Source organism: Citrobacter sp. RHBSTW-00029 (assembly GCF_014104295.1).
GTDB classification, from domain to species: domain Bacteria; phylum Pseudomonadota; class Gammaproteobacteria; order Enterobacterales; family Enterobacteriaceae; genus Citrobacter; species Citrobacter youngae.
On record NZ_JABXRT010000001.1, the window covers coordinates 2,560,024 to 2,586,742 of the forward strand.

Genomic DNA, 26,719 nt, shown 5'->3' on the forward strand with positions numbered 1-26,719 from the left:
CGGTCGCACTTATGCGAGAGCCAGTTTTTGGCGCGCGTATTGTAACGCTTTTTCAATCACTTGCTCAATGCTTAATCGGGTTGAATCTAAAACTAAAGCATCAGCAGCGGGAACCAGCGGCGCTACAGCACGGTTACGATCGCGGTAATCACGTTCTTCGATCTCGGCCAAAAGGCGTTCAAAGTTAACACTAAAGCCTTTCTCCTGCAACTGTAGCATACGTCGATGCGCACGTTCTTGCGAGGAGGCGTCCAGAAAAATTTTTACTGGCGCATCAGGGAACACCACCGTGCCCATATCACGTCCGTCGGCAATCAGGCCGGGCGCTTCACGAAACGCGCGTTGGCGACGTAACAGCGCTTCGCGTACGCGAGGAAACGCAGCGACCTGAGAGGCGGCATTCGCCACTTCCTGGGTGCGGATTTCGCCGCTGACATCTTCGCCTTCCAGAATGACTTCCAGGTTGCCGTCCGTTGAGATAAAACGCACATCCAGGTGTGAGGCAAGCGGTACCAGAGCATCTTCAGAAGTGACATCAACATGGTGATGTAACGCTGCGAGCGCCAGTACGCGGTAGATCGCGCCTGAATCTAACAGATGCCACTGCAATGCTTCCGCCATTGCCTTGCACAAGGTGCCTTTTCCTGCACCACTTGGGCCATCAATGGTAATAACCGGGGCAATTGCCGTCATCTTTTTCTCCTTAAACGGGCATACGTTAACGTGAACGCCGCGCATTATACGCGCCAACGCTAATAATCGTTAACACAGAGTGTAAAAACCCGATTAGTCTGTAACGATATGAGGAAGAATTGCGCAATTATAGCGGGCTGGCGAGAAACCAGCCCGGAAGATGACACTGTTTTACTTTTTATCTGCAGCGATACGTTCACGCATATGCTGAGCACGATCGTCAGATGCCGGATGAGAATCCATCAGTGATTTTGCATGGCCTGCGTCCATCGTGGCAAACTTATCAAACGCAGTCACTAACCCCTGACGGTCAATACCGCGTTTTTTCAGCAAATCATAGGAAAAGTCATCCGCATCCGATTCCTGGCTACGGGAAAACGCTGAGTTAATCACACCTTCCGCCAGATCGCCCAACTGAGACTGGGAAAGCTGAGAAGCGACGCCGCTGGTCGCAGAAATAGCATCGCGCGCAGCGAGTGTGGCATACGCAGTCTGCATTGCTTTACGTGAGTGTCCTAAAGAAACATGGCCCAACTCATGACCCAGCACACCTTCAATCTCATTGTCGGTCATCTGGTCCATCAAACCCGAATAAACACGTACGCATCCATTCGCCATTGCCCAGGCATTGATATCACTGGTCATATAAACCTTATAGTTGACCGGCGTTCCATCAATGTTATTACCCAACGCTTTCGCAATTTTATTCAGACGCTTAGTGTATTTGCTTTTTGCGCCCGCTAGCTGGTTTTCGCTATCCATCTGCTTACATGAACTGTTAGAGAGAGATTTGACATCAGCGTCGGAAAGCGTCGCAGCTTTATAAGCCGCCATACCGGAACTGGCAACAAGGTCGCCATTTACGCCATTTTTACAACCTGCCAACAACGTAGCGGAAACCGCCAACGCCAAAAAGAGTGATTTATTTTTCATGCTAATCTTCCGATGATATTTATAATAAAAACAAATAAATAAGTTAAATCATCAACAAATTAGCATTAGTTGTAAGCGTAAAAACAGTGCGGTTACGGACATCGAAACGCCAGTCCAGGGACCGGCGTTTCGTGAGGATCAGGCAGGAGTACTAATACGGGCCAACTGTTCGAAATAATCCGGGAAGGTTTTGGCGGTGCATTTAGGGTCCAGAATGGTTACCGGCGTGTCAGACAACGCCACCAGCGAGAAACACATCGCCATACGGTGATCGTTATAGGTCGCAATATCCGCAAACTGCAGCTTAACCGGCGGAGTGATACGGATAAAATCATGCCCCTCTTCAACTTCCGCGCCCACTTTCCGCAACTCCGTTGCCATCGCAAACAGACGGTCGGTCTCTTTGACGCGCCAGTTGTAAATGTTCCGTAAAGTCGTTGTGCCCTTTGCAAACAACGCGGCGGTCGCAATGGTCATTGCCGCATCAGGAATATGGTTCATGTCCATATCGACAGCGTTCAACTCACCGCGAGTACAGGCAATAAAATCATCACCCCATGTCACGGTCGCGCCCATTTTTTCCAGCACATCAGCAAAGCGAATATCACCCTGCATGCTATGACGCCCAATCCCGGTAACCTTCAGCGTACCGCCTTTGATCGCGCCAGCCGCAAGAAAATACGAGGCCGATGAAGCGTCGCCTTCTACCAGATAGGCGCCCGGAGACTGGTACTGTTGGTTGCCCTGCACGACAAAGCGCTGGTAGTTCTGATTCTCAATTTCAACACCAAACGTTTTCATCAGGTTCAGTGTGATATCAATGTAAGGTTTGGATACCAGCTCACCTTTAATGGCGATCGTCGTGTCCTGCGGCGCCAGCGGCGCAGTCATCAGCAATGCAGTGAGGAACTGGCTGGATACGCTGCCGTCTACCTCAACTTGCCCTCCGGTGAAACCACCGCGCAGACGTAGAGGCGGATAATTTTCCTGCTCCAGGTATTCAATGTTGGCTCCGCCCTGGCGTAACGCATCAACCAGATGACCAATCGGGCGCTCTTTCATGCGCGGTTCGCCCGTCAGCACGATGTCATTGCTGCCCAGGCACAGCGCTGCGGCCAGCGGGCGCATTGCGGTTCCGGCATTGCCAAGGAACAGCTCTACAGCGCCTTCTGCATGCAGCGCGCCGCCGTTACCGATTATCTCGCAACGCGTGCGATCGGCAGAAAGGGTATAGCTAATCCCTAACGCATTCAGAGCATTAAGCATATGGCGGACATCATCGCTGTCCAGCAGGTTGGTCAGGACAGTGGTGCCATTTGCTAATGCAGCCAGCAGCAAAGCGCGGTTAGAAACACTTTTGGATCCAGGCAGATTGATGGTGCCATCCACCCGCGCAATGGGTTGTAACGTCAGGGATTCCATGAAACTCAACTCTCAAAAACAGACATAAAAACCCCACAGGCTGGCTGTGGGGATGAAAAATACAGCAGATTAGCCGCGGCGGCGCTCGAAATCGACCATGAAATCGGTCAGTGCTTTTACGCCTTCCAGCGGCATAGCGTTATAGATTGAAGCCCGCATTCCGCCAACTACACGATGTCCCTTCAGTGCATGCAGACCGGCAGCAAACGACTCTTCCAGGAAAAGTTTATCCAGCGCGTTGTCAGCCAACTGGAACGGGACGTTCATGCGTGAACGGTTCGATTTCGCCACATCGTTGCGGTAGAAATCGCTGTTATCAATCACGCCGTACAACAGTTCCGCTTTTTGCTGGTTAATTTTATCCATCGCGTTAACACCGCCCTGCTCTTTCAGCCATTTAAAAACCAGGCCAGACAGATACCAGGCAAAGGTCGGTGGCGTATTGAACATGGAGTCGTTGTCATTCAGCACGGTATAGTCGAGGATTGACGGGCAGGACACATGGGCCTTACCCAGCAAATCTTCACGTACGATGACAATGGTCAGCCCGGCCGGGCCGATGTTTTTCTGCGCCCCGGCGTAAATTACGCCATAACGACTAACGTCAAGCGGTGCGGAAAGAATGGTCGAGGACAGATCCGCCGTAACCACCACGTTGCTGGCAAAATTCGGCGTTTCATCAATCGCGATACCGTCGATGGTTTCGTTCGGACAATAGTGCAGATACGCCGCATTGTCAGAAAGCTGCCATTCACTCATCGGTTTAACAGCACGCAGTCCGTCAACGGTGACTTTGGCGTCGATAACATTTGGCGTGCAGTACTTTTTCGCTTCTTTAATTGCACTGGCGGCCCAGTAACCGGCATCGACGTAATCCGCCGTGGTTTTGTCACCCAGAATATTTAATGGGATACCCGCAAACTGCCCACGGCCACCGCCATGACAGAACAACACTTTATAGTTGGAGGGGATACTGAGAAGATCGCGAAAATCCTGCTCCGCTTCCTCTGCGACCTGGATGAACTCTTTGCCACGGTGGCTAATTTCCATCACCGACGTGCCAAGACCGTTCCAGTCGCGAAGATCCTGTTGAGCCAGTTTAAGTACTTCTGCCGGTAGCATTGCCGGACCTGAACTAAAATTGAAGACCTGAGCCATTTCCCCTCACCACGTTGTGTTGTTATCCGATCAACATCCTGTCGTTTACGATAATTCCTGTGACAGACATTGGGTATAAGTTATTCCTGTGGATATCGGTTTTATCATTCAGTGACACGCGCCGCAATGGGTAAAACTGGCCAGGGCAAAAATGAGCGGTGCATCACACAAAAGAATCTATCGGATTGACGGATAAAAACCGAGATTTTCGCTATCAGGAGGCGCATTTGGCCCAGCCAACCTTCGACCATTCTGGTTTTGCATAGCGCAGAGATATATAAAGAAAGAAGCCCCCCTTCCCTTCAGCAGATAGTCCGCAGACATTCGACTGAACACGCTACGGTGTGAATCAAATGCTTTATTTACGCCGAGGCTCGGGCGGCGATAGCGCCATTCATTGAAAACCCGTATCATTGCGCGCTTTCCGTACGACAAAAGTGATTTTCATGACGCAAACATTTATCCCCGGCAAAGATGCCGCACTGGAAGATTCCATCGCTCGCTTCCAGCAAAAATTACTCGACCTCGGTTTTCAAATTGAAGAAGCCTCGTGGTTGAATCCCGTTCCTAACGTCTGGTCTGTGCATATTCGCGACAAAGAATGCGCGCTGTGCTTTACCAACGGTAAAGGTGCGACGAAAAAAGCGGCGCTGGCCTCCGCACTGGGCGAATATTTTGAGCGTCTGTCCACGAATTACTTCTTTGCGGATTTCTGGCTGGGCGACACCATCGCTAACGGCCCGTTCGTACATTACCCGAACGAAAAATGGTTCCCACTGACAGAAGATGATGACGTACCTGAAGGTTTGCTGGATGCGCGTCTGCGTGCATTCTACGATCCAGACAATGAACTGACCGGTAGCATGCTTATCGATCTGCAATCCGGCAATGAAGAACGCGGCGTTTGCGGCCTGCCGTTTACCCGTCAGTCAGATAATCAGACCGTTTACATTCCGATGAACATTATCGGTAATCTGTACGTATCTAACGGTATGTCTGCGGGTAACACACCGAATGAAGCCCGCGTTCAGGGGCTGTCTGAAGTTTTTGAGCGCTATGTGAAAAACCGCATTATCGCGGAAAGCATCAGCCTGCCGGAAATTCCGGCCGAAGTGATGGCGCGTTACCCGGCAGTCGTTGAATCCATTGCAAAGCTGGAAGCCGAAGGATTCCCAATCTTCGCATACGACGGCTCGCTGGGCGGCAAATACCCGGTTATCTGCGTTGTACTGTTCAACCCGGCTAACGGTACCTGTTTTGCCTCTTTCGGCGCGCACCCGGATTTCGGTGTTGCACTGGAGCGTACCGTCACTGAACTGTTGCAGGGCCGTGGCCTGAAAGATCTTGATGTCTTCACTCCCCCAACCTTCGACGATGAAGAAGTGGCTGAGCACACTAACCTCGAAACGCACTTCATCGATTCCAGCGGTCTGATCTCCTGGGATCTGTTCAAGCAAGATGCCGATTACCCGTTCGTTGACTGGAATTTCTCCGGCACAACGGAAGAAGAGTTCGCAACCCTGATGGCCATCTTCAAAGCGGAAGATAAGGAAGTCTACATCGCCGACTACGAGCATCTGAGCGTTTACGCTTGCCGCATTATCGTCCCGGGCATGTCTGACATCTACCCTGCAGAAGATTTGTGGTTAGCCAACAACAGCATGGGAGCGCACCTGCGTGAGACCATTCTCTCTCTGCCAGGCAGCGAATGGGAAAAAGAAGACTACCTCAACCTGCTCGCACAGCTGGATGAAGAAGGATTTGACGACTTCACTCGCGTACGTGAGCTGCTGGGTTTGGCGACCGGTGCGGATAATGGCTGGTATACCCTGCGCATTGGCGAGCTCAAAGTAATGCTGGCTCTGGCGGGCGGTGACCTTGAGCAGGCACTGATCTGGACGGAATGGACAATGGAATTTAATGCATCCGTCTTTAGTGCTGAACGCGCAAACTATTACCGTTGCCTGCAAACTCTGCTGCTGCTCTCTCAGGAAGAAGATCGTCAGCCGCTGCAGTATCTTAACGCATTTGTTCGTATGTACGGTGCAGAGGCAGTTGAAGCAGCAAGTGCAGCAATGAGCGGAGAAGCGCCATTCTACGGATTACAAACGGTTGATAGCGATCTGCGGGCTTTCCCGGCACATCAGTCTCTGCTGAAAGCCTATGAGAAGCTGCAACGCGCGAAAGCAGCACACTGGTCAAAATAGTGGCAAACAGCCCGCGTTGAGTAGGCTAAACGTATTGTCTGGGCTATATTACGGGGCGCTCTAAGCGCCCTGTTTTTTTATTTTTGTGTACTCAAAAATAAATGTAAAAACAAGGTTAAATATTAGTAGTTGATATTAAAATTTTTGGTTTATTAATATCGCTATTTATCTCAATTACTCCATTTTAATTAACCGTCCGACTGGAGGCATAAAGAAAAATTTCAACTCACTTTATAATTTTTAAAATTTATTTTTACATGGATAATCAACAAGTTACACCGTAATTGCATAAAAACCATGCGTCTTACGGGCCTATAAGCCAGGCGAGATATGATCTATATCAAATTCTCATCTATAATGCTTTGTTAGTATCTCGTCGCCGACTTAATAAAGAGAGAGTTAGTGTGAAAGCTGACAACCCTTTTGATCTTATACTTCCTGCTGCTATGGCCAAAGTTGCCGAAGAAGCAGGCGTCTATAAAGCAACGAAACATCCGCTTAAGACGTTCTATCTGGCAATTACTGCCGGTGTGTTCATTTCAATTGCCTTTGTTTTCTATATCACTGCCACAACCGGTACCGGCACAATGCCTTTCGGCATGGCAAAGCTGGTGGGTGGTATCTGCTTTTCCCTGGGGCTGATCCTTTGCGTTGTCTGCGGCGCTGACCTCTTCACTTCAACCGTATTGATTGTCGTCGCTAAAGCCAGTGGTCGTATTACCTGGGGTCAGTTAGCGAAGAACTGGCTTAACGTTTATGTCGGTAACCTGATTGGTGCGCTGATTTTTGTGTTACTCATGTGGCTTTCTGGCGAGTATATGACCGCCAACGGCGCGTGGGGACTCAACGTCCTGCAAACTGCCGACCACAAAGTGCACCATACTTTTGTTGAAGCTGTAAGCCTTGGTATTCTGGCTAACCTAATGGTGTGCCTGGCGGTATGGATGAGCTACTCTGGCCGCAGCCTGATGGACAAAGCGTTTATCATGGTATTACCGGTCGCAATGTTTGTTGCCAGCGGTTTTGAGCACAGTATCGCAAACATGTTTATGATCCCTATGGGTATCGTAATACGCGATTTCGCCACCCCGGAATTCTGGACCGCTGTCGGTTCTTCTCCGGAGAATTTTTCTCACCTGACCGTGATGAATTTCATCACCGATAACCTGATTCCGGTTACGATCGGTAACATTATCGGCGGCGGTTTGTTGGTCGGGTTGACATACTGGGTCATTTACCTGCGTGGTAACGATCATCATTAATCTGTTGATGCTCATTACACGCAGTAAATAAAAAATCCACTTAAGAAGGTAGGTGTTACATGTCCGAGCTTAATGAAAAGTTAGCCACAGCCTGGGAAGGTTTTACCAAAGGTGATTGGCAGAATGAAGTAAACGTCCGTGACTTCATTCAGAAAAACTACACTCCGTATGAGGGTGACGAGTCCTTCCTGGCTGGCGCAACTGAAGCGACCACTGCACTGTGGGACAGCGTAATGGAAGGCGTTAAACAGGAAAACCGCACTCACGCGCCTGTTGACTTTGACACCTCCGTTGCTTCTACCATCACTTCTCACGACGCTGGCTACATCAACAAAGCGCTTGAGAAAATTGTTGGTCTGCAAACTGAAGCTCCGCTGAAACGTGCGATTATCCCGTTTGGCGGTATCAAAATGGTTGAAGGTTCCTGCAAAGCGTACAATCGCGAACTGGACCCGATGCTGAAAAAAATCTTCACCGAATACCGTAAAACCCACAACCAGGGTGTATTCGATGTTTATACCAAAGACATTCTGAACTGCCGTAAATCCGGTGTTCTGACTGGTCTGCCAGATGCGTATGGCCGTGGCCGTATCATCGGTGACTACCGTCGCGTTGCGCTGTACGGTATCGACTACCTGATGAAAGACAAATACGCTCAGTTCGTCTCTCTGCAGTCCGATCTGGAAAATGGCGTAAACCTGGAAGCAACTATCCGTCTGCGTGAAGAAATCGCTGAACAGCACCGCGCTCTGGGTCAGATCAAAGAAATGGCTGCTAAATATGGCTGCGATATCTCTGGTCCGGCTACCAACGCTCAGGAAGCTATCCAGTGGACTTACTTCGGCTACCTGGCCGCGGTTAAATCTCAGAACGGTGCAGCAATGTCCTTCGGTCGCGTATCCACCTTCCTGGATGCTTACATCGAACGTGACCTGAAAGCAGGCAAAATCACCGAGCAAGACGCTCAGGAAATGATTGACCACCTGGTCATGAAACTGCGTATGGTTCGCTTCCTGCGTACTCCTGAATATGATGAACTGTTCTCCGGTGACCCGATTTGGGCAACTGAATCAATCGGTGGTATGGGCGTTGATGGCCGTACTCTGGTTACCAAAAACAGCTTCCGCTTCCTGAACACCCTGTACACCATGGGTCCTTCTCCGGAGCCGAACATCACCGTTCTGTGGTCTGAAAAACTGCCTCTGAACTTCAAGAAATTCGCCGCTAAAGTGTCCATCGACACCTCTTCTCTGCAGTACGAGAACGATGACCTGATGCGTCCGGACTTCAACAACGACGACTACGCTATCGCTTGCTGCGTAAGCCCGATGGTTGTTGGTAAACAAATGCAGTTCTTCGGTGCGCGTGCAAACCTGGCGAAAACCATGCTGTACGCAATCAACGGTGGCGTTGATGAAAAACTGAAAATGCAGGTTGGTCCTAAATCTGAACCGATCAAAGGCGACGTTCTGAACTTCGACGAAGTTATGGACCGCATGGATCACTTCATGGACTGGCTGGCTAAACAGTACGTCACCGCACTGAACGTTATCCACTACATGCACGACAAGTACAGCTACGAAGCCTCTCTGATGGCGCTGCACGACCGTGACGTTATCCGCACCATGGCGTGTGGTATCGCTGGTCTGTCCGTTGCTGCTGACTCCCTGTCTGCAATCAAATATGCGAAAGTTAAACCGATTCGTGACGAAGACGGTCTGGCTATCGACTTCGAAATCGAAGGCGAATACCCGCAGTTTGGTAACAACGACCCGCGCGTTGATGACATGGCGGTTGACCTGGTAGAACGTTTCATGAAGAAAATTCAGAAACTGACTACTTATCGTAACGCGATCCCGACTCAGTCTGTTCTGACCATCACCTCTAACGTGGTTTATGGTAAGAAAACCGGTAACACCCCAGACGGTCGTCGCGCTGGCGCACCGTTCGGCCCAGGTGCTAACCCAATGCACGGTCGTGACCAGAAAGGTGCCGTTGCCTCTCTGACTTCTGTTGCTAAACTGCCGTTTGCTTACGCTAAAGATGGTATCTCTTACACCTTCTCTATCGTTCCGAACGCACTGGGTAAAGACGACGAAGTTCGTAAGACCAACCTGGCTGGTCTGATGGATGGTTACTTCCACCATGAAGCGTCCATCGAAGGTGGTCAGCACCTGAACGTGAACGTCATGAACCGTGAAATGCTGCTGGACGCGATGGAACATCCGGAAAAATATCCGCAGCTGACCATCCGTGTTTCTGGCTACGCAGTACGTTTTAACTCCCTGACTAAAGAACAGCAGCAGGACGTTATTACTCGTACCTTCACTCAGACCATGTAATTGGTTTTGACTGAAATCGTACTTTAAAAAGCGTACAATAAAGGCTCCACGTAAGTGGGGCCTTTTTAATAGCCTGCTTTGTCAGCTATCTATACTTATATACTCGATGGATTTCGAGTTGCATTGAGGCAGCAACGGAGTGAATCCCCTGGAACGTACAGAAGTACGTGACTGGGGTGAGCGAAGGAAGCTAACAAAGATGCAGCTTGAAAGACGAAAAGTATGGATAACAGCCAAAACAGACTCGACACAGTTAATAACTGTGCACTAACACTGGCCCCGGATGGGCCACACCTGGAGAAACACCGCAATGTCAGTTATTGGTCGCATTCACTCCTTTGAATCCTGTGGCACTGTAGATGGCCCGGGCATCCGTTTTATTACCTTCTTCCAGGGCTGCCTGATGCGCTGCCTGTACTGCCACAACCGTGACACATGGGATACGCACGGCGGTAAAGAAGTCACCGTCGATGAATTAATGAAAGAAGTCGTGACCTATCGTCACTTTATGAACGCATCCGGTGGTGGCGTAACGGCATCCGGCGGAGAGGCCATTCTCCAGGCTGAATTCGTCCGTGACTGGTTCCGTGCCTGTAAAAAAGAAGGGATTCATACCTGTCTTGATACTAACGGTTTTGTTCGCCGTTACGATCCAGTGATTGATGAACTGCTGGAAGTCACCGACCTGGTGATGCTCGATCTGAAACAGATGAACGACGAGATCCACCAGAACCTGGTCGGCGTATCTAACCATCGTACGCTGGAGTTCGCTCGTTACCTGTCTAACAAAGACATCAAAGTGTGGATCCGCTACGTTGTCGTGCCTGGCTGGTCCGATGATGATGATTCAGCACACCGTTTGGGCGAGTTTACCCGTGACATGGGCAATGTCGAAAAAATTGAACTGCTGCCATACCACGAACTTGGCAAACACAAATGGGTGGCAATGGGTGAAGAGTACAAACTCGACGGCGTGAAGCCGCCGAAAAAAGAGACCATGGAGCGCGTGAAAGGTATCCTTGAGCAGTATGGTCACAAAGTGATGTACTAAGCTTTGTGGTGGGTAACGAGCCTGTTACCCACCACATTTCCCCTTAACGCCCTCTTCTTGCCAGCAGCGGGAAAATCAATCCCAGCCCAACCAGCACAAACGGCGTCACAATGTTCAACGTGAGCTGGAATGTCCACTCTGGAGTAAAGGCTTCCATTTTCGGAAAGATCCCCGTGAGGCAAGCAAACGCAGTAAACGCAAAACACCAAATTCCCACCGTCATCGCCAGAGAGCGGTTACGAATGAAGACATATTCCGGTTTATATTTCTGCGCCAAACGAATAACGGCAATAAATGCCACAAACACCCACAGATAGCGCAGAGGCATCACCACTGAATTCAAATTCAGTAGCCATTTATACAAATTGTTCATGTCTCCGATACCCAGCGTTGGCAACATAATCAAAATGGCCACCAGCACCAGTGTCAGAATATAGCCATTCACCGGTGTACCAGAGGCATTGGTTTTACACAGGCTTTCAGGGATATATTTGCGATCAGCATCGCCCAGTAAAACTTTAAGCGGAGCATCAATAGAAAACACCAAAGCCGCAATTTGACCTAACGTGTTGGCAACTGCATAAATAACCATCAATGTGTTACCCATGCCGTAATACTCCCCGAGTTTCTGGAAAGCGTAATACTGGCCATTAGTCATTAAGTCATCAGGAATATGCTGAGAGTCAAACATCATCCCCATTGCCAGAGAACCCAGGATCGCGCACACCGCCACCATAACCGCCAGAACTAACATCCCTTTCGGGAACTCTTTGCCAGGGTTACGCGTCTGGTTAACGTATGGAGAGATTTTCTCCGCGCCACCGACCGCAAAGACCAGCATCGAGATCGTTGTGATATAGGTAAAATCGATGTGCGGGATAAAAGATTCCCAGGTGATATTGGTTGTGGCGATTTGCACATCAGTAATCGCCGGGGCGGTGACGGCCATTACGACATACAGAATGGACATCACAAACATCGCGATCCCCGCAACCGATCCAACGATTTTAAGCGATTTCATGCCACGGGATGCAACCCACATGAAAAAGACAAACAGCGCTAACGTCAGCCCCTGCAACGCCACCACGGTGTACTCTTTAATCAGCGAACCATCGCCTTTCAGCGCCCATCCCAGCGCAATCAGAATAGCCTGTGGCTTTTGCGCCAGATAAGGGATATGCACCACCCAATAGGTCCACGCTGCGAGATAAGCCAGTCCCGGTCCCATTGTGTGTTTAATCCATGTACTAACCCCACCCTTACCGTCTTTAAACGTGGAGCCAAGTTGTCCGACAATCAGTGCATAAGGGATAAAATAGAGGGCGAAAATAAATATCCATGAAGAAACAACCACCAATCCCTGATTAGCATAGTTGTTTACGACGTTGCCGAATCCCCATACGGTAATAAAAGACATCAATGCGATGTTGTACCACCGCAATTGTTTTTCCTGCACACTTGCCATTGGCGATCCTTCGTAGACGCTATTTTTGATAATCAATAAATGAAGCGAGGGATTATGCGCGGTAAAATGGCCAAGCGGAAATGGCAGAATGTAAAACTATAATCTTCTGCACATTTTATTTTCAGGAAAGAATAGCGATGATTAAATAAAACAGGCTCCCATAAAGTATACATAAACAACATGTATGGGAACCTGTTTTTATCCTGTTAAATCAAATCAGATATGCGCCACAGAATTCGGTGTATGCCCTGTCTTACGCAGCAGCATCAGTAAATAAATAAACGATACGCTGGCAATCATGATAAACAGTAAACTGTCAGAATAATTTTGCATCAGCATGGCGGTAAATGACGGCCCAAGCAGGCTACCCACGGTATAGCTTAATAACAATGCCTGGTTCATAGCGACCAACTGATGATGTTCTACTTTCTCGCAGGCCCAGGCCATCGCAACCGGATAAAGGGTGAAACCTGCCGCGCCCAGCATAAACAATGCAGGTGCCATTGCCGCCTGATTCAGCATAGCGATACTCCCGACGATCACCACAAAGACCTGAACGCGCAAAACCAGCAAGCGACCTAACTTATCGGCCAGACGACCAATTGGCCATTGTCCCAGAATACCTGCACTGACCAGTACCGCCATCCAGAAACCAATGCTGGCATTGCTGACACCCTGATGGTTGAGGTACAGCGGCATCAGGCCATACAGCGACCCCAGCACAATCCCGGAAATAATGCAGCCATTCACGCCCAGACGCGCCTGGCGAAGCTTCAGCATAGAGACAATGGGGGTTGACTGTTGTTCATCACCCTGCTGATTCACAATGCGGGTAAAGAGCAACGGTAATACTCCGGCAAGGATAGTGCCGGTCACCCACGGCAGAACATTCATTAATTCTGTCGAGACTTTACTGACCAATAATTGTCCTAAAAACGTCCCTACGTAATAGACCATCATATAGGCGGCAAGTAAGCGTCCACGGTTACGCGACGTCCCGCTGCACATCAACGCACTTTCCACCACCACCCAGATCATGGCACAACCGATACCCGCAATAAAACGCCAGGTCATCCAGCTCCAAAAACCTACCATGACGCCCAGTCCGACACAGCCCGCAGCAAAAATAAGCGAGGCGATGTAATAGCTGCGGTTAAAACCGAGGTGTTTAATTAAGTACCCGGTCAGTAACGTCCCAACCAGATTTCCGGTGAAATAGGACGAACTGACCACTCCTACCTGCCAGGTTGGCAGATTTTCATGGGCGAGCCAAAGCGGGACGAGCGTGTTTAACACGGCGATCGCCAGGGTCAACAGAAGCAGCCCGCACAGCAATAGCATAACGGGACGGGTATAGGTGGACATGAATAAAAACCGTGAGGAAGTTCAAATTTCATGCGCATCATGCCACTGCAAAAAACATTGTCAATCGGCGCAATCAGGGGCCTGAGGCGCTTTCAGGGGGATCGATTCGTATTACTGATTCTTAATGCGGATTGATAAAAAATGGGAAATTACATCTATTTGTTTTAATTGATCTAAAACAAAATTGCCCCGCTACGTTCAGTCGAAAAAATTCATGGATAATAGGCATCTTTTATTTGTGGGATGACCATATTAACGCCTTATCCGACCTACACGTTCAGTACTGTAATGTGTAGGCCGGACAAGCGCGATGCCATTCGGCATTTTCAGGTTAGCTGGCGACCGCCATGCCGACCGTCATATGCAGACCATAGAACACGCCGCGGCCAATCAGCTCACCGACTAACAGCAGAATAAACGCGACGGAAAGCAGCGGTATTGCCGGCTGGTAACCTTTCACCTGCGGAACAATCCAGCAGCACAACGCTAAAGCCAGTGCCACAATCCGCCATGCCATCAGCGAACCGTAATCGGGCACCAGCGCAGATGCCTGCTGAATTGAGCTGTGGATTGTCGCCAGCTCGGCGCCCTGCATCACGGACATGATGCCGCTCACAACCAGCGCAAGCACTGAAATAGCAGGCAACAGTCGCATCGCCCAGCCGTCAATTCCGGCAACGCGTAATAGCAGATATCCCAGCAGCGGACCTCCCATGAACAGCGTCAGGAAGAACCCAACCGGCGTCCAGACACTATACCAGGTAGGCACCGTATCAATAGTGTTATATACGCGCACCATCATCCAGACAAAAACTACGCCCAGCACCATGGCGAGAACTAACCACAGATTGCGTAATGCTGGTGACATTTTTTTCAACACCGCCAGTAACCAGCCAATACCACCAACGGCAAAGAAGATCGAGCCGCTGGCGATTTCGTTACTTAGCGCGGAAGAACCGACACGGTTGAGGGAGTTAAACGCCCGCATCGGTGAGCCCAGATGAAGCATGGAAGCAATAAAACCGATGCCCATCAATACCCACAGGCCAAACATGCAGGCAATCACACGCTGTTGTGAATCAGGGCGTAAGTCCCCTTTCATCAGCGCCAGCGCCAGAACGATAAAGCCACCCACAACACACTGCCCGAAAACAGTGAAGATCATCAGCGGCCATTCATGCCATCCACTTCCCATCTTACACCTCCTTCGGATTAGCCAGATAACCCGTGGTATCCCCGGTAGGGCGGCTATTGGCATTTGGTTTGATGACGATGCTCGGTTTGGTAAAGTGCGCGCCAGGGAGCGGCGCTACCGCGGCCAGGGTGCCGTGTTTTTTACGCAGTTCCTCTATCGGGCCGAAGTCCAGCGCACGCAGCGGGCAGGATTCGACACAGATGGGTTTCTTACCCTCAGCAACGCGTTCATGACAGCCATCGCACTTGGTCATGTGTCCTTTGGCGGCATTGTATTGCGGCGCGCCATACGGGCAGGCCATGTGGCAATAGCGACAGCCAATGCACACATCTTCATCCACGACCACAAAACCATCTTCACGTTTGTGCATCGCGCCGCTTGGACACACCTTGGTACAGGCCGGGTCTTCACAGTGGTTGCACGCAATGGAGAGGTAGTAGGCGAAAACGTTCTGGTGCCAGACACCGTTATCTTCCTGCCAGTCACCGCCGGCGTATTCGTAAATACGGCGGAAACTGACGTCCGGCGTTAAATTTTTGAAGTCTTTGCAGGCCAGTTCGCAAGTTTTGCAACCGGTGCAACGGCTGGAATCAATAAAAAATCCATACTGGGTTGTCATCGGTTACTCCTTACACCTTTTCAACCTGAACAAGGTTCGTATGTGATGGGTTCCCCTTAGCGAGAGGAGAAGGTCGCTGGGTCGTCAGCACGTTAATACAACCGCCCTGATCCACGCGTTTCACATCCGGGTCATACCAGGCGCCCTCACCCAGCGCTACTACGCCAGGCATCATACGTGGGGTAACTTTAAACTTTAGCCTCAATATGCACTTCGCCACGGTCGTTAAAGATACGTACCTTGTCACCGTTGTTAATACCACGTCGTTGTGCATCCATCGGGTTAATCCACATTTCCTGGCGACAGGACGCTTTCAGAACGTCAACGTTGCCATAGGTCGAGTGGACGCGAGATTTATAATGGAAGCCCGTTAATTGCAGAGGGAATTTTTCCACCAGTGGATCGTTTAAGCTTTCAAAGCCCGGAGTATAAATCGGTAATGGATCGATCACATCGCCTTCCGGCAGTTCCCAGGTTGCAGCGATTTCTGCCAGCGCTTGAGAATAAATTTCAATCTTACCTGACGGCGTGGTAAGCGGATTGGCTTTGGGGTCCTCACGAAATGCTTTATACGCCACGTGATGTCCTTCAGGATCACGCTGCTTAAAGATGCCCTGCTTACGGAACTCTTCAAATGTCGGCAGTTCCGGTATAGCCTTGCGCGACTGTTCATACAGATGACGCATCCACTCTTCCTGAGTACGGCCTTCCGTGAACTGTTGCTCGACGCCAAGGCGTTTCGCCAGCTCGCTGGTCATTTGGTAGATAGTCTTGCATTCAAAGCGTGGTTTGATCGCCTGATCGGTGAAAATCACGTAGGACATATTCCCGCAAGATGCATCCAGCGCGAAGTCCATCTGCTCAGAGGCCGTGCAGTCCGGCAGCAGAATATCGGCATATTTCGCCGAGGAGGTCATATGACAATCAATAACGACGATCATTTCACACTTCTTATCATCCTGCAGGATTTCATGCGTGCGGTTGATATCAGAGTGCTGGTTAATCAAGCAGTTACCGGCATAGTTCCAGATCATCTTAATCGGAACATCGAGCTTATCCTTACCACGAACACCGTCGCGCAGCGCCGTCATTTCCGGACCACGCTCAATCGCATCCGTCCACATAAACATTGAGATACTGGTTTCGACGGGGTTTTCCAGCGTTGGCATACGCTCAAACGGTAAATCGTATGATCCCTCACGTGCACCGCTGTTGCCGCCGTTAATACCAACGTTGCCAGTCAGAATGGCCAACATCGAAATGGCACGGGTCGCAATCTCACCGTTGGCGTGACGCTGCGGCCCCCAACCCTGGCTAATGTAGGCGGGTTTCGCGCTACCAATTTCACGCGCCAACTTAACAATTCGTTCAGCAGGAATACCGGTTATCTGCGCGGCCCATTCCGGGGTCTTCGCGATACCGTCTTTGCCCTGACCGAGAATATACGCCTTATAATGACCGTTCTTCGGCGCGCCCGCCGGGAGAGTTTTTTCGTCATAGCCCACGCAGTACTTATCGAGGAACGGTTGATCAACCATATTCTCGCTGATCAGTACATAGGCAATACCGTTAACCAGCGCTGCATCTGTACCCGGTCGAATGGGAATCCATTCATCTTCACGACCCGCACCGGTATCCGTGTAGCGGGGATCGATTATGATCATGCGGGCATTAGATTTCTGCCGCGCCTGTTCAAGGTAGTAGGTCACCCCACCACCGCTCATACGAGTTTCGCCTGGGTTATTACCAAACAGGACAACGAGCTTACTGTTTTCAATGTCAGACGGGCTGTTACCGTCAGCCCATCCGCCATAGGTATAGTTCAGTCCTGCCGCGATTTGCGCAGAAGAATAATCCCCATAGTGGTTCAGGTAACCGCCGCAACAGTTCATTAAACGTGCCACCAGCGTTTTACCCGGCGGCCATGAGCGCGTCATCGTGCCGCCCAGCGTGCCGGTACCGTAGTTCAGATAGATAGACTCGTTACCGTAGTCTTTAATCAGACGCTGCATATTGCTGGCGATGATATCGTAGGCTTCATCCCAACTGATGCGCTCAAATTTACCTTCGCCGCGTTTGCCGACACGCTTCATTGGGTATTTCAGACGATCGGGATTATAGACGCGACGGCGCATAGAGCGCCCACGCAGACAGGCGCGTACCTGGTGCAGACCGTCATAGTTGTCATCACCAGTGTTGTCGGTTTCGACATACTTTATTTCACCGTCTACCACATGCATACGCAGCGGACAGCGGCTACCACAGTTCACCGTACACGCGCTCCAGATCACTTTCTCATTAATCTGTGTTGGATTGAGGGCTTCTGCGGCATTTGCGATACGGGTAAATGGCAGGGTAAACGCGCTACTGGCCACCGCCAGTCCGCCTATCGCCGTCGTTTTCACCAGACCGCGGCGACTAACCTCAGCTGCCAATACGGCATCGGGGATCTTAGTTTTCATAGTGGCTCACTCTGCTGCTCACAATAAACAAAAAGGGAATGTTCGTTGTATAGTCGTTTATATATCGATACTATCGTTATACAGACCGTTATATATCGAATTTATGCAAAGACAGAGATAAATACTGACTTTCATTCGAAGGCAGTATTACCACTAATGGAGTAAGGGTTATTGTCCGGCATCAAACGGGCGTAAAAAAAGCGCCCTGAGGCGCTTTTTTAGCAAGGAAAAATGACTTAACCGATGAATTCCAGGCCATTCATGTACGGACGTAATACTTCCGGTACCTGAATACGGCCATCAGCTTGCTGGTAGTTTTCCATAACGGCAACCAGCGTACGTCCCACTGCCAGACCAGAGCCGTTCAGTGTATGCACTAAACGTGTTTTCTTGTCAGATTTGCTACGACAACGCGCCTGCATGCGACGAGCCTGGAAATCCCACACATTGGAGCAGGAGGAAATTTCACGATAGGTATTCTGTGCAGGGATCCACACTTCCAGATCGTAGGTTTTGCATGCGCCGAAGCCCATGTCGCCTGTGCACAGGATGATCTTGCGATACGGCAGCCCCAGCAGTTGCAGGACCTTCTCAGCATGGCCGGTCATCTCTTCCAGCGCGTCCATCGAATCTTCCGGACGAACAATCTGCACCATCTCGACTTTATCGAACTGGTGCATACGGATCAGACCACGAGTGTCACGACCGTAAGAACCCGCTTCGGAACGGAAGCACGGCGTATGCGCAGTCATTTTGATCGGCAGCGCATCTTCGTCGATGATTTCGTCGCGTACCAGGTTGGTCAGCGGCACTTCTGCCGTTGGGATCAGCGCATAGTTGCTGCTGTCAGCTTCTTCATCCAGCGGACGCGTATGGAACAAGTCACCAGCAAATTTCGGCAGTTGGCCAGTGCCGTACAGCGTGTCATGGTTAACCAGATACGGGACGTAGTTTTCGCTGTAACCATGCTGCTCAGTGTGCAGATCCAGCATAAACTGAGACAGCGCACGGTGCATACGCGCGATCTGCCCTTTCATGACAACAAAACGAGAGCCGGTCAGTTTAACCGCAGCGGCGAAATCAAGACCCGTGTGCATTTCACCCAAGGTAACGTGATCGCGCACTTCGAAATCGAACTCGCGCGGTGTACCCCAGCGGCTGACTTCAACGTTGTCATTTTCATCTTTACCCACCGGAACTTCGTCCGCTGGCAGGTTAGGAATGGTCAGCGCAATATCGCGGATCTCGGCCTGTAAGGTATCAAGTTCAGCTTTCGCGGCATCCAGCTCTTCGCCCAGTTTGTTCACTTCCAGACGTAAAGACTCGATATCTTCCCCGCGCGCTTTTGCCTGGCCGATGGATTTCGATCGAGAGTTACGCTCTGCCTGCAGGTTTTCAGTTTGTACCTGCAGAACTTTACGACGCTCTTCAAGAGCGCGCAGCTTATCTACATCCAGCTTAAAGCCCCGGCTTGCCAGTTTTTCTGCGACTGCGTCTGGCTCATTACGCAGCAGATTGGGATCGAGCATGCTTATCCTGTGCTTATCGAATTAAAATAGGAGAAAGTGACCACAGCCTGCGGTCACAGGGATACATCGACAACATTACCGCAACGATAACACTAACGGTAGCGTTTTATAGGGCTATTTTGATCCTGTCCGGCGAGCCAGGCGAGCTTTTCGCCAATCTTGCCTTCAAGACCTCTGTTTGTCGGGTGATAATAGCGCGTTTGCGCCATTTCCTGCGGGAAGTACTCTTCTCCGGCAGCATAGGCATTTGGCTCATCATGAGCGTAACGATATTCCTGACCGTAGCCCATCTCTTTCATCAGCTTCGTCGGCGCATTACGCAGGTGGACAGGCACGTCGTAATCCGGACGTTCCCGGGCATCAGCCAGCGCGGCTTTAAAGGCGGTGTAAACCGCATTACTCTTCGGCGCACAGGCCAGATAAACAATCGCCTGAGCAATCGCGCGTTCACCTTCCGCTGGCCCCACGCGGGTAAAGCAATCCCATGCGGAAATCGCCACCTGCATGGCGCGAGGATCGGCATTGCCTACATCTTCAGAGGCAATCGCCAGACAACGACGGGCAACGTACAGCGGATCGCCGCCAGCGGTGATGATACGCGCATACCAATAAAGCGCCGCATCCGGAGCGCTTCCGCGAACTGACTTGTGTAATGCGGAGATGAGATCGTAAAAACGATCGCCTTTATTATCGAAACGCGCGCTGCGTTCACCAGCAATTTCAGTGAGCAACTCTGCTTTCAATACGCGCTTGCCGGAATCATCAACTTCGGCCATATCGGCCATCATTTCCAGCGTATTCAGCGCCCGGCGCGCATCACCATTAACCAGTTCGGCAATCGCCCGACGCGTCTCCGGCGGCAGTACGATATCCTGGCCGCCGTAACCCCGCGCTTTGTCTGACATCGCCTGGTCCAGCACCTGTTCAATATCGTCGGTGGTTAATGATTTCAGTAAGTAAACGCGTGCGCGTGACAGCAGCGCCGAGTTCAGCTCAAACGAGGGGTTTTCAGTGGTCGCGCCAATAAACGTGATGGTACCGTCTTCAATATGCGGTAAAAACGCATCCTGTTGGCTTTTATTAAAACGGTGAACTTCGTCCACAAACAGGATCGTACGCCGGCCAGCGTTACGGTTCTGACGCGCACGCTCAATCGCTTCACGAATTTCTTTTACACCAGACGTAACCGCCGAAATACGTTCAACATCGGCGTTGGCGTAACGGGCAATCACTTCGGCAAGCGTGGTTTTGCCCGTCCCCGGCGGCCCCCATAAAATCATGGAGTGCAGGTGCCCGGCCTCAATAGCACGTGGCAAAGGTTTGCCCGCAGCCAGCAGATGCTGCTGGCCGATATACTGCGCTAAATTTTCTGGCCGCATACGCGCGGCCAGTGGCTGAAAAGTATTATCAGAAAAGTCGAGCGACAGATTGCTCACTCACACGCCTCTACTTACGTTGATCGTCAACCGTTACACCTTGCGGCGGGGTAAAGGTGAATTTGGAAGGTTCGATCGCACCATTCTGCTGAGATTTCAGCTGATAGCTGCTGCGCTGATCGTCTTGTTCAACGGCGCTAAACTGGTGGATCGTCCCGTCACGCCCAACATTGATCGTAAACTGCTTCAGGTTACCGCTGCTGGTTTTAGGTGTCAGCACGAAATCATCGCCGTTTTGCTTAATGTTGTACTGCTGCCAGTCGCTGGCCTGGTTACGCGCGATCAGCATGAACGGCGTATTGCCCGTGGCGTCTTTCAGCCAGGTCGCCGTCGCCTGTTCAACAAACGGGTTAAAGAACCACAGCGTTTTCCCATCGGAAACCAGGATGCTTTCGTCAGGCTGTGTCATATGCCAGTTAAACAGATTCGGACGTTTAACCCATAAATCACCCTGGCCTTCCTGCACCGCTGCGCCGCTACCATCCGTTACCTTCTGGGTAAAACTGGCGTGGAAGCTGCTGACTTTATCCAGACGGCTTTTCAGGTCGCTGGCGGCGTCAGCCCAAACGCTGCTCACCACAAAGCTCGACAGTAATGCACAGGTGATTGCGATTCTTTTCATCGTTATTCCTCAAAATACGTCACTCCCAACGGGGAGCTCCTTCTGCTATCCATTTCAGGCCAAAAATCAGCATGAGGAAAGTAGAAAATACTGAATTACTTAACTTTGCAATCAATCAAAGGGCGGTGGAGCCAGCACTTCACGATTGCCATTATGTCCCTGCTCACTGACAATTCCCTGCGCTTCCATCTGTTCAATGATGCGCGCCGCACGGTTATAGCCAATGCGGAACTGGCGCTGGACGCCTGAGATGGAGGCTTTGCGCTTCTGGGTAACAAAATTCACCGCCTGATCGAACAGCGGATCCAGCTCTTCCCCACCGTCAAAACCACCACCACCACCTTCACTCTCGGTGTCTGAGGTGATGCCTTCCACGTACTGTGGACGACCACGCGCTTTCCAGTCCTGCACGACCGCGTGAACTTCCTCATCGCGCACAAAAGCACCATGTACACGCACTGGAATCGTTGAGTTTGGCGCAGAATAGAGCATATCACCCATGCCTAGCAGGGATTCAGCCCCCCCCTGATCAAGAATGGTACGAGAGTCAATCTTACTCGACACAGTAAACGCTATACGCGTCGGGATATTTGCTTTGATAAGCCCAGTGATAACGTCAACCGACGGACGCTGGGTTGCCAGCACCAGGTGGATACCTGCCGCACGCGCTTTTTGCGCCAGACGGGCAATCAGTTCTTCCACTTTTTTACCGACAGTCATCATCAGGTCAGCAAATTCATCGACCAGAACCACAATATACGGCTCTTTTTTCAGCACCGGATGGGTGACATCCATGCTATCGCCTGGTTTCCAGTACGGATCCGGGATTGGACGTCCCATACGATCTGCTTCCGCAATCTTCTCGTTGTAGCCCGCAAGGTTACGCACTCCCAGCGCTGACATCAGCTTATAGCGGCGTTCCATTTCATTAACGCTCCAGCGCAAGGCATTGGCTGCGTCTTTCATATCCGTAACGACTTCAGTCAGCAGATGCGGGATACCTTCATAAACCGACAGCTCGAGCATTTTCGGGTCGATCATGATAAAGCGAACATCTTCCGGCTGCGCCTTGTAGAGCATGCTGAGGATCATGGCGTTGACCCCAACAGATTTACCCGACCCCGTGGTACCTGCCACCAACAGATGCGGCATCTTGGCCAAATCGGCAGTCACAGGTTCACCAGCAATGTCCTTGCCGAGAACGACAGTAAGCGGTGACGGATTATCACGGAATTTCGCGTTATCCAGTACTTCACGCAGATAGACGGTCTGGCGTTTTTTGTTCGGTAACTCCAGTCCGACATACGGTTTACCTGGAATAACCTCCACTACACGAACTGCTGCGGTTGATAGCGAGCGCGCCAGGTCTCGGGAAAGGTTAGAAATACGCGCAGCTTTAACACCCGGTGCCAGATTTAGCTCAAAACGGGTAATCACCGGTCCGGGCGAGTAGTTCACCACATCGGCTTTAATACGGAAATCAGCCAGACGCGCTTCCACCAGACGCGCCATTTGCTCCAGCGCGAATGTATCTATTGGCTCAACTTCCGCCGGTGGTGGGGTGAGCAGATCCAGCGATGGCAGCAGTGTCGTCGGACGCTGTACAGGGCGGCTGTCGCCATTACGCATCAATAACGGATGGATCAGGCTTTCCTGCGGCGGCGGTGTGACAGGCTGCGGTGGCTGCTGATAATGATGCTGCGGTGCAACAGGCTGCGGCGGCTGCTGATAATGCTGCTGCGGTGCGACAGGCTGCGGCGGCTGCTGATAATGCTGCTGCGGTGCAACAGGCTGCGGCGGCTGCTGATAATGCTGCTGCGGTGCAACAGGCTGCGGCGGCTGCTGGTAATGCTGCTGCGGTGCGACAGGCTGTTGATACTGTGGCGTAGGTTCCGGCATCACGCTGGGGGTAAACAGCGGCTCATGCGGCCCCTCATCCACTAACGCTTTCATTGGTGAGAATTCAAAATCATCAAGCGAGAATGGATTCGCCCCGGCAGGCTGTGCGCCGGAATAACGTTGCTGTTGGGAAGAAGCGAACTGACGCGCCAGTTCCGCTTCTGCGGCTGAATCTTCGTCATCAGTGTGATTGGTATCATCCTGATACTCTTCGCCATAGCGGTGCTGCTGCGACTGGGCAAACTGACGCGCCAGCTCATCCTGCTGCATTGCATCAATTTCATCGTCACTGTATTGCGCGTCCGAATCAAGCTGCTCTTCGCGCGCTTTCTCTTCCGCCATACGTTGTGACGGCAACTTAATGCCATATGAAGCCAACTCACGGCGTGTCGGGACACGCACACGATTAGGGCGCGGCAGTTGAGGGCCAATTCCCTCTTTCACCTGCGGACGCGGCGCACCGCCACCCGCAAGGCTAAAGACAGGCGCTGCGGCAGCGGCTCCCGCTCCCAAAGCGGCACTTTTTACGCCTGCGGCCAGCGGCGCAACGGCAGCAACAGACTCAACGGGAGGTATGGATGCTGTTGGCATAGACGGTGCAGCGGGTTTCACCCGCTCAGGCTCTTGCACGGGTTCTGGAATCGGCTGATACCAGGCAGCTAGCTGCTCACGCTCACGCGCGCGTTTTTCTTCCACTTCTTCAAAATAGTAGAGCGGTGGACGTGCTGGCTTCACCTCTTCAACGACAGGCTCAGGCTCGGCAACCGACGGCTGTTCCACCACGGGCTGCTGATGAACCACGGGTTGTTGCTGCACGGTGTCTTGCTGATAGACAGGCTGCGGTTCAAGCGGCGTACTCTGCTGGTAAACCGGTTCTGGTTGCCAGGCGGGCTCCACCACTGGCTCAGGTGCTTGCCACGGCATTGCCGGTTGCGGCATCGTCGGCTGTTCATAGCCAGCTTCGGCAACTGGCGGTACAGAATATGGCATCTGCGGTTCAACCGGGGCAGGTTGCTGCCAGGGTTCATAAGGCTGAACCGGCGGCTGCGCGTACTGAACGGGCTGTGGGTAACCTTCCGGCGCTGGCGCGATAACCGCTTCACCGGTTTGCGGAGCCGGTGCGGATTGCCATGCCACAGCAGGAGTGGGTTGCTCTAAAACGGTTCCCGGTACTGACGCAGGTTGCAACAGCGGGTCGACTGGCGCACTCCAGGCCTGAGTTGTCGCAGTGGCAGTGGCGGCCGCCGCCGCGGTGACCGGCTCAGTCACTGAATGGCCGTTTAATAGCGGGTCGAATTCATCGTATTCAGGCAATGTGGCACGATTGCCTGAGAACAACACATCGTCAGGATCGGCTACAACGCCACGCGCGCTGTATTCAATTTCGTCTTCATCATCCATGCGCTTGCCGGAGAACAGCGCGGCATCAGTGTGACGCCCAAGTGGATTGGTGAACTTCTCTGCCAGCCGTTTACGGCGCGCTAACGCTCCGCGCAGAATACGTGCCCGTCGAGATTCATGTGGGGTGCCATCAACGGCGTCGACCGACTCTTCATCATCTTCATATTCTTCGTCATCGACCCAGGTATCATCGCGACGAGTACGATTGCTGGCAAAAGTCAGAATATTCAGTAACCAGCCACCCAGTTTTTCGGCAATGCTCACCCATGACCAGCCAGTAAACAGCGTTAAACCCGCGGCCCAGATACATAACAGCGCAAGCGTACCGCCACTGCTGTGCAGCAGGGGTTGCAGCGTAGTACTGAGCAGGCTGCCAATAACGCCGCCAGAGGCAAAATACCAGATGTCATCGGCATTGATTGCGGCAAGCCCGCAAGAGGTGAGGATCAGCGCCAGAACGCCAATAATACGCAGCGATACGGCGAAGTAATCGACGTATTCGTCGCTGGCCTGATGTCGCCAGGCAAACCAGCAGCCACCGACGATTATCACGGGGATAGTGTAAGCCATGACACCAAAAATGAAGAACAGCGTATCCGCCAGCCATGCTCCGGGTATTCCGCCCAGATTATGGATAGGCTCGTGCCATGCGGTTTGCGACCAACTGGGGTCCGAAGGGTTAAAGCTGAGTAATGCTGCCATCAACCAGACGGCAAAAAGGGCAATAAGAATCAGCAACGCTTCCAGAAGTCGGCGCCCGCTGCTTAACTTCGTCAATGTGACGTCTTTGTCTTCAGTGTATTCCTGGCTCAAAAACGGCTCTCCAGGTTTCAGGCTTTTCCTGCCCGATGCTAAAACGGACAACAGCACCGGGTTACCCCGGCACTGTTGCTGTATGGATTAACAGGAGTGTAATCAAACTGCGTCGATTTTGCACCTGTTCCGTGTTAGCGCGTCTTAATTACCAGACGATTGCTCTGTTTGACTTCTTCCATTACCACGTAAGTACGTGTGTCATTCACGCCAGGCAGACGCAGCAGGGTTTCCCCCAGCAGCTTACGGTATGCCGACATATCCGGTACGCGTGTTTTCAGCAGATAGTCGAAATCACCGGAAACCAAATGACACTCTTGAATTTCTTCAAGTTTTTGTACTGCAGAGTTAAATTGCTCAAACACATCCGGGGCGCCACGATTCAGAGTAATCTCAACAAAAACCAGAAGTGATGCATCCAGATAATGCGGGTTCAACAGCGCTGTATAGCCCTGAATAAAACCCTGTCTTTCCAACCGACGCACACGCTCAAGGCAGGGCGTTGGAGAAAGTCCCACTCGTTTTGAAAGCTCGACGTTAGAAATACGCCCATCCTTTTGCAGCTCATTAAGAATGTTACGATCGATACGGTCGAGATCTTTGCCAGGGCGCTTCTTACTATCTACCATTATTATTGTCTCTCTGTATTCCTTCCCTACTCCTGCCTGACTCTATTAACATCACTGTTCAGAGTCGCTACCCATCACAATAAACCGCAACCCAGAGGGATTTACGGTGCGCAATGCCTGGGTTTATGGTGAGAAGACCGTTGCCTGTCGGCGGCTATCGACATCACGAATGGCATCTGTCCACACCATGCGTAGATTTCACTAACCCGGTAAACA

17 protein-coding genes and 1 pseudogene are annotated in these 26,719 nt (G+C 51.4%); 4 read left to right on the forward strand and 14 right to left on the reverse strand.

Annotated features, from left to right (window positions below):
- Positions 1–9: 9 nt before the first annotated feature.
- The 4 genes from cmk to serC all read right to left on the reverse strand — a co-directional run bounded on the left by cmk (position 10) and on the right by serC (position 4,206).
- On the reverse strand, positions 10–693 hold the full coding sequence (gene cmk / locus HV041_RS12705) for a (d)CMP kinase (RefSeq protein ID WP_005123561.1): 684 nt from the start codon (positions 691–693) through the stop codon (positions 10–12).
- Between the two features lie 171 nt (positions 694–864).
- Entirely contained in the window at positions 865–1,626 is a 762-nt protein-coding gene (locus HV041_RS12710; protein WP_048212141.1) for a M48 family metallopeptidase, read from the reverse strand.
- Positions 1,627–1,764: 138 nt separating this feature from the next.
- Positions 1,765–3,048, reverse strand: coding sequence for a 3-phosphoshikimate 1-carboxyvinyltransferase (gene aroA, locus HV041_RS12715; RefSeq protein ID WP_182294224.1), 1,284 nt, complete (start codon positions 3,046–3,048; stop codon positions 1,765–1,767).
- Between the two features lie 69 nt (positions 3,049–3,117).
- Positions 3,118–4,206: a 3-phosphoserine/phosphohydroxythreonine transaminase gene (gene serC / locus HV041_RS12720; protein WP_048212142.1), complete on the reverse strand. Its 1,089-nt coding sequence runs from the start codon at positions 4,204–4,206 to the stop codon at positions 3,118–3,120.
- 446 nt (positions 4,207–4,652) lie between these two features.
- On the opposite strand from serC, the gene ycaO reads away from it, so the two are divergent.
- From ycaO to pflA, 4 genes are all read left to right on the forward strand, one after another.
- Entirely contained in the window at positions 4,653–6,413 is a 1,761-nt protein-coding gene (gene ycaO, locus HV041_RS12725; RefSeq protein ID WP_061067615.1) for a 30S ribosomal protein S12 methylthiotransferase accessory factor YcaO, read from the forward strand.
- A gap of 404 nt (positions 6,414–6,817) precedes the next feature.
- Complete coding sequence (gene focA / locus HV041_RS12730; RefSeq protein WP_003831909.1) at positions 6,818–7,675, forward strand: formate transporter FocA; 858 nt, start codon at positions 6,818–6,820, stop codon at positions 7,673–7,675.
- A gap of 59 nt (positions 7,676–7,734) precedes the next feature.
- Positions 7,735–10,017 (forward strand): formate C-acetyltransferase, encoded by a 2,283-nt coding sequence (pflB, locus tag HV041_RS12735; RefSeq protein ID WP_061067614.1) that lies wholly within the window; start codon positions 7,735–7,737, stop codon positions 10,015–10,017.
- 310 nt (positions 10,018–10,327) lie between these two features.
- The gene (pflA, locus tag HV041_RS12740) at positions 10,328–11,068 is read left to right on the forward strand and encodes a pyruvate formate lyase 1-activating protein (protein WP_003035751.1); all 741 of its coding nucleotides are present in this window, start codon (positions 10,328–10,330) and stop codon (positions 11,066–11,068) included.
- Between the two features lie 43 nt (positions 11,069–11,111).
- Here the strand turns inward: pflA and HV041_RS12745 are convergent, their stop codons facing one another.
- From HV041_RS12745 to lrp, 10 genes and pseudogenes are all read right to left on the reverse strand, one after another.
- On the reverse strand, positions 11,112–12,533 hold the full coding sequence (locus HV041_RS12745; protein ID WP_005123567.1) for an amino acid permease: 1,422 nt from the start codon (positions 12,531–12,533) through the stop codon (positions 11,112–11,114).
- Positions 12,534–12,749: 216 nt separating this feature from the next.
- Positions 12,750–13,898 (reverse strand): MFS transporter, encoded by a 1,149-nt coding sequence (locus HV041_RS12750; RefSeq protein ID WP_005123568.1) that lies wholly within the window; start codon positions 13,896–13,898, stop codon positions 12,750–12,752.
- A gap of 331 nt (positions 13,899–14,229) precedes the next feature.
- Complete coding sequence (locus tag HV041_RS12755) at positions 14,230–15,093, reverse strand: dimethyl sulfoxide reductase anchor subunit family protein (RefSeq protein ID WP_121584418.1); 864 nt, start codon at positions 15,091–15,093, stop codon at positions 14,230–14,232.
- A 1-nt stretch (position 15,094) separates the two neighbouring features.
- Positions 15,095–15,712, reverse strand: coding sequence for a DMSO/selenate family reductase complex B subunit (locus tag HV041_RS12760; protein WP_005123570.1), 618 nt, complete (start codon positions 15,710–15,712; stop codon positions 15,095–15,097).
- Positions 15,713–15,722: 10 nt separating this feature from the next.
- A pseudogene (gene dmsA, locus HV041_RS12765) lies at positions 15,723–18,174 on the reverse strand (dimethylsulfoxide reductase subunit A).
- A 236-nt stretch (positions 18,175–18,410) separates the two neighbouring features.
- A complete protein-coding gene (gene serS, locus HV041_RS12770; protein ID WP_003836908.1) occupies positions 18,411–19,703 on the reverse strand; it encodes a serine--tRNA ligase in 1,293 nt (430 codons plus the stop codon).
- A gap of 92 nt (positions 19,704–19,795) precedes the next feature.
- The gene (gene rarA, locus HV041_RS12775) at positions 19,796–21,139 is read right to left on the reverse strand and encodes a replication-associated recombination protein RarA (RefSeq protein ID WP_048212145.1); all 1,344 of its coding nucleotides are present in this window, start codon (positions 21,137–21,139) and stop codon (positions 19,796–19,798) included.
- Between the two features lie 10 nt (positions 21,140–21,149).
- Positions 21,150–21,761 (reverse strand): outer membrane lipoprotein chaperone LolA, encoded by a 612-nt coding sequence (gene lolA, locus HV041_RS12780; protein WP_003831898.1) that lies wholly within the window; start codon positions 21,759–21,761, stop codon positions 21,150–21,152.
- Positions 21,762–21,872: 111 nt separating this feature from the next.
- On the reverse strand, positions 21,873–25,874 hold the full coding sequence (ftsK, locus tag HV041_RS12785; protein ID WP_182294225.1) for a DNA translocase FtsK: 4,002 nt from the start codon (positions 25,872–25,874) through the stop codon (positions 21,873–21,875).
- Between the two features lie 134 nt (positions 25,875–26,008).
- Positions 26,009–26,503: a leucine-responsive transcriptional regulator Lrp gene (lrp, locus tag HV041_RS12790; protein ID WP_002439523.1), complete on the reverse strand. Its 495-nt coding sequence runs from the start codon at positions 26,501–26,503 to the stop codon at positions 26,009–26,011.
- Positions 26,504–26,719 lie beyond the last annotated feature (216 nt).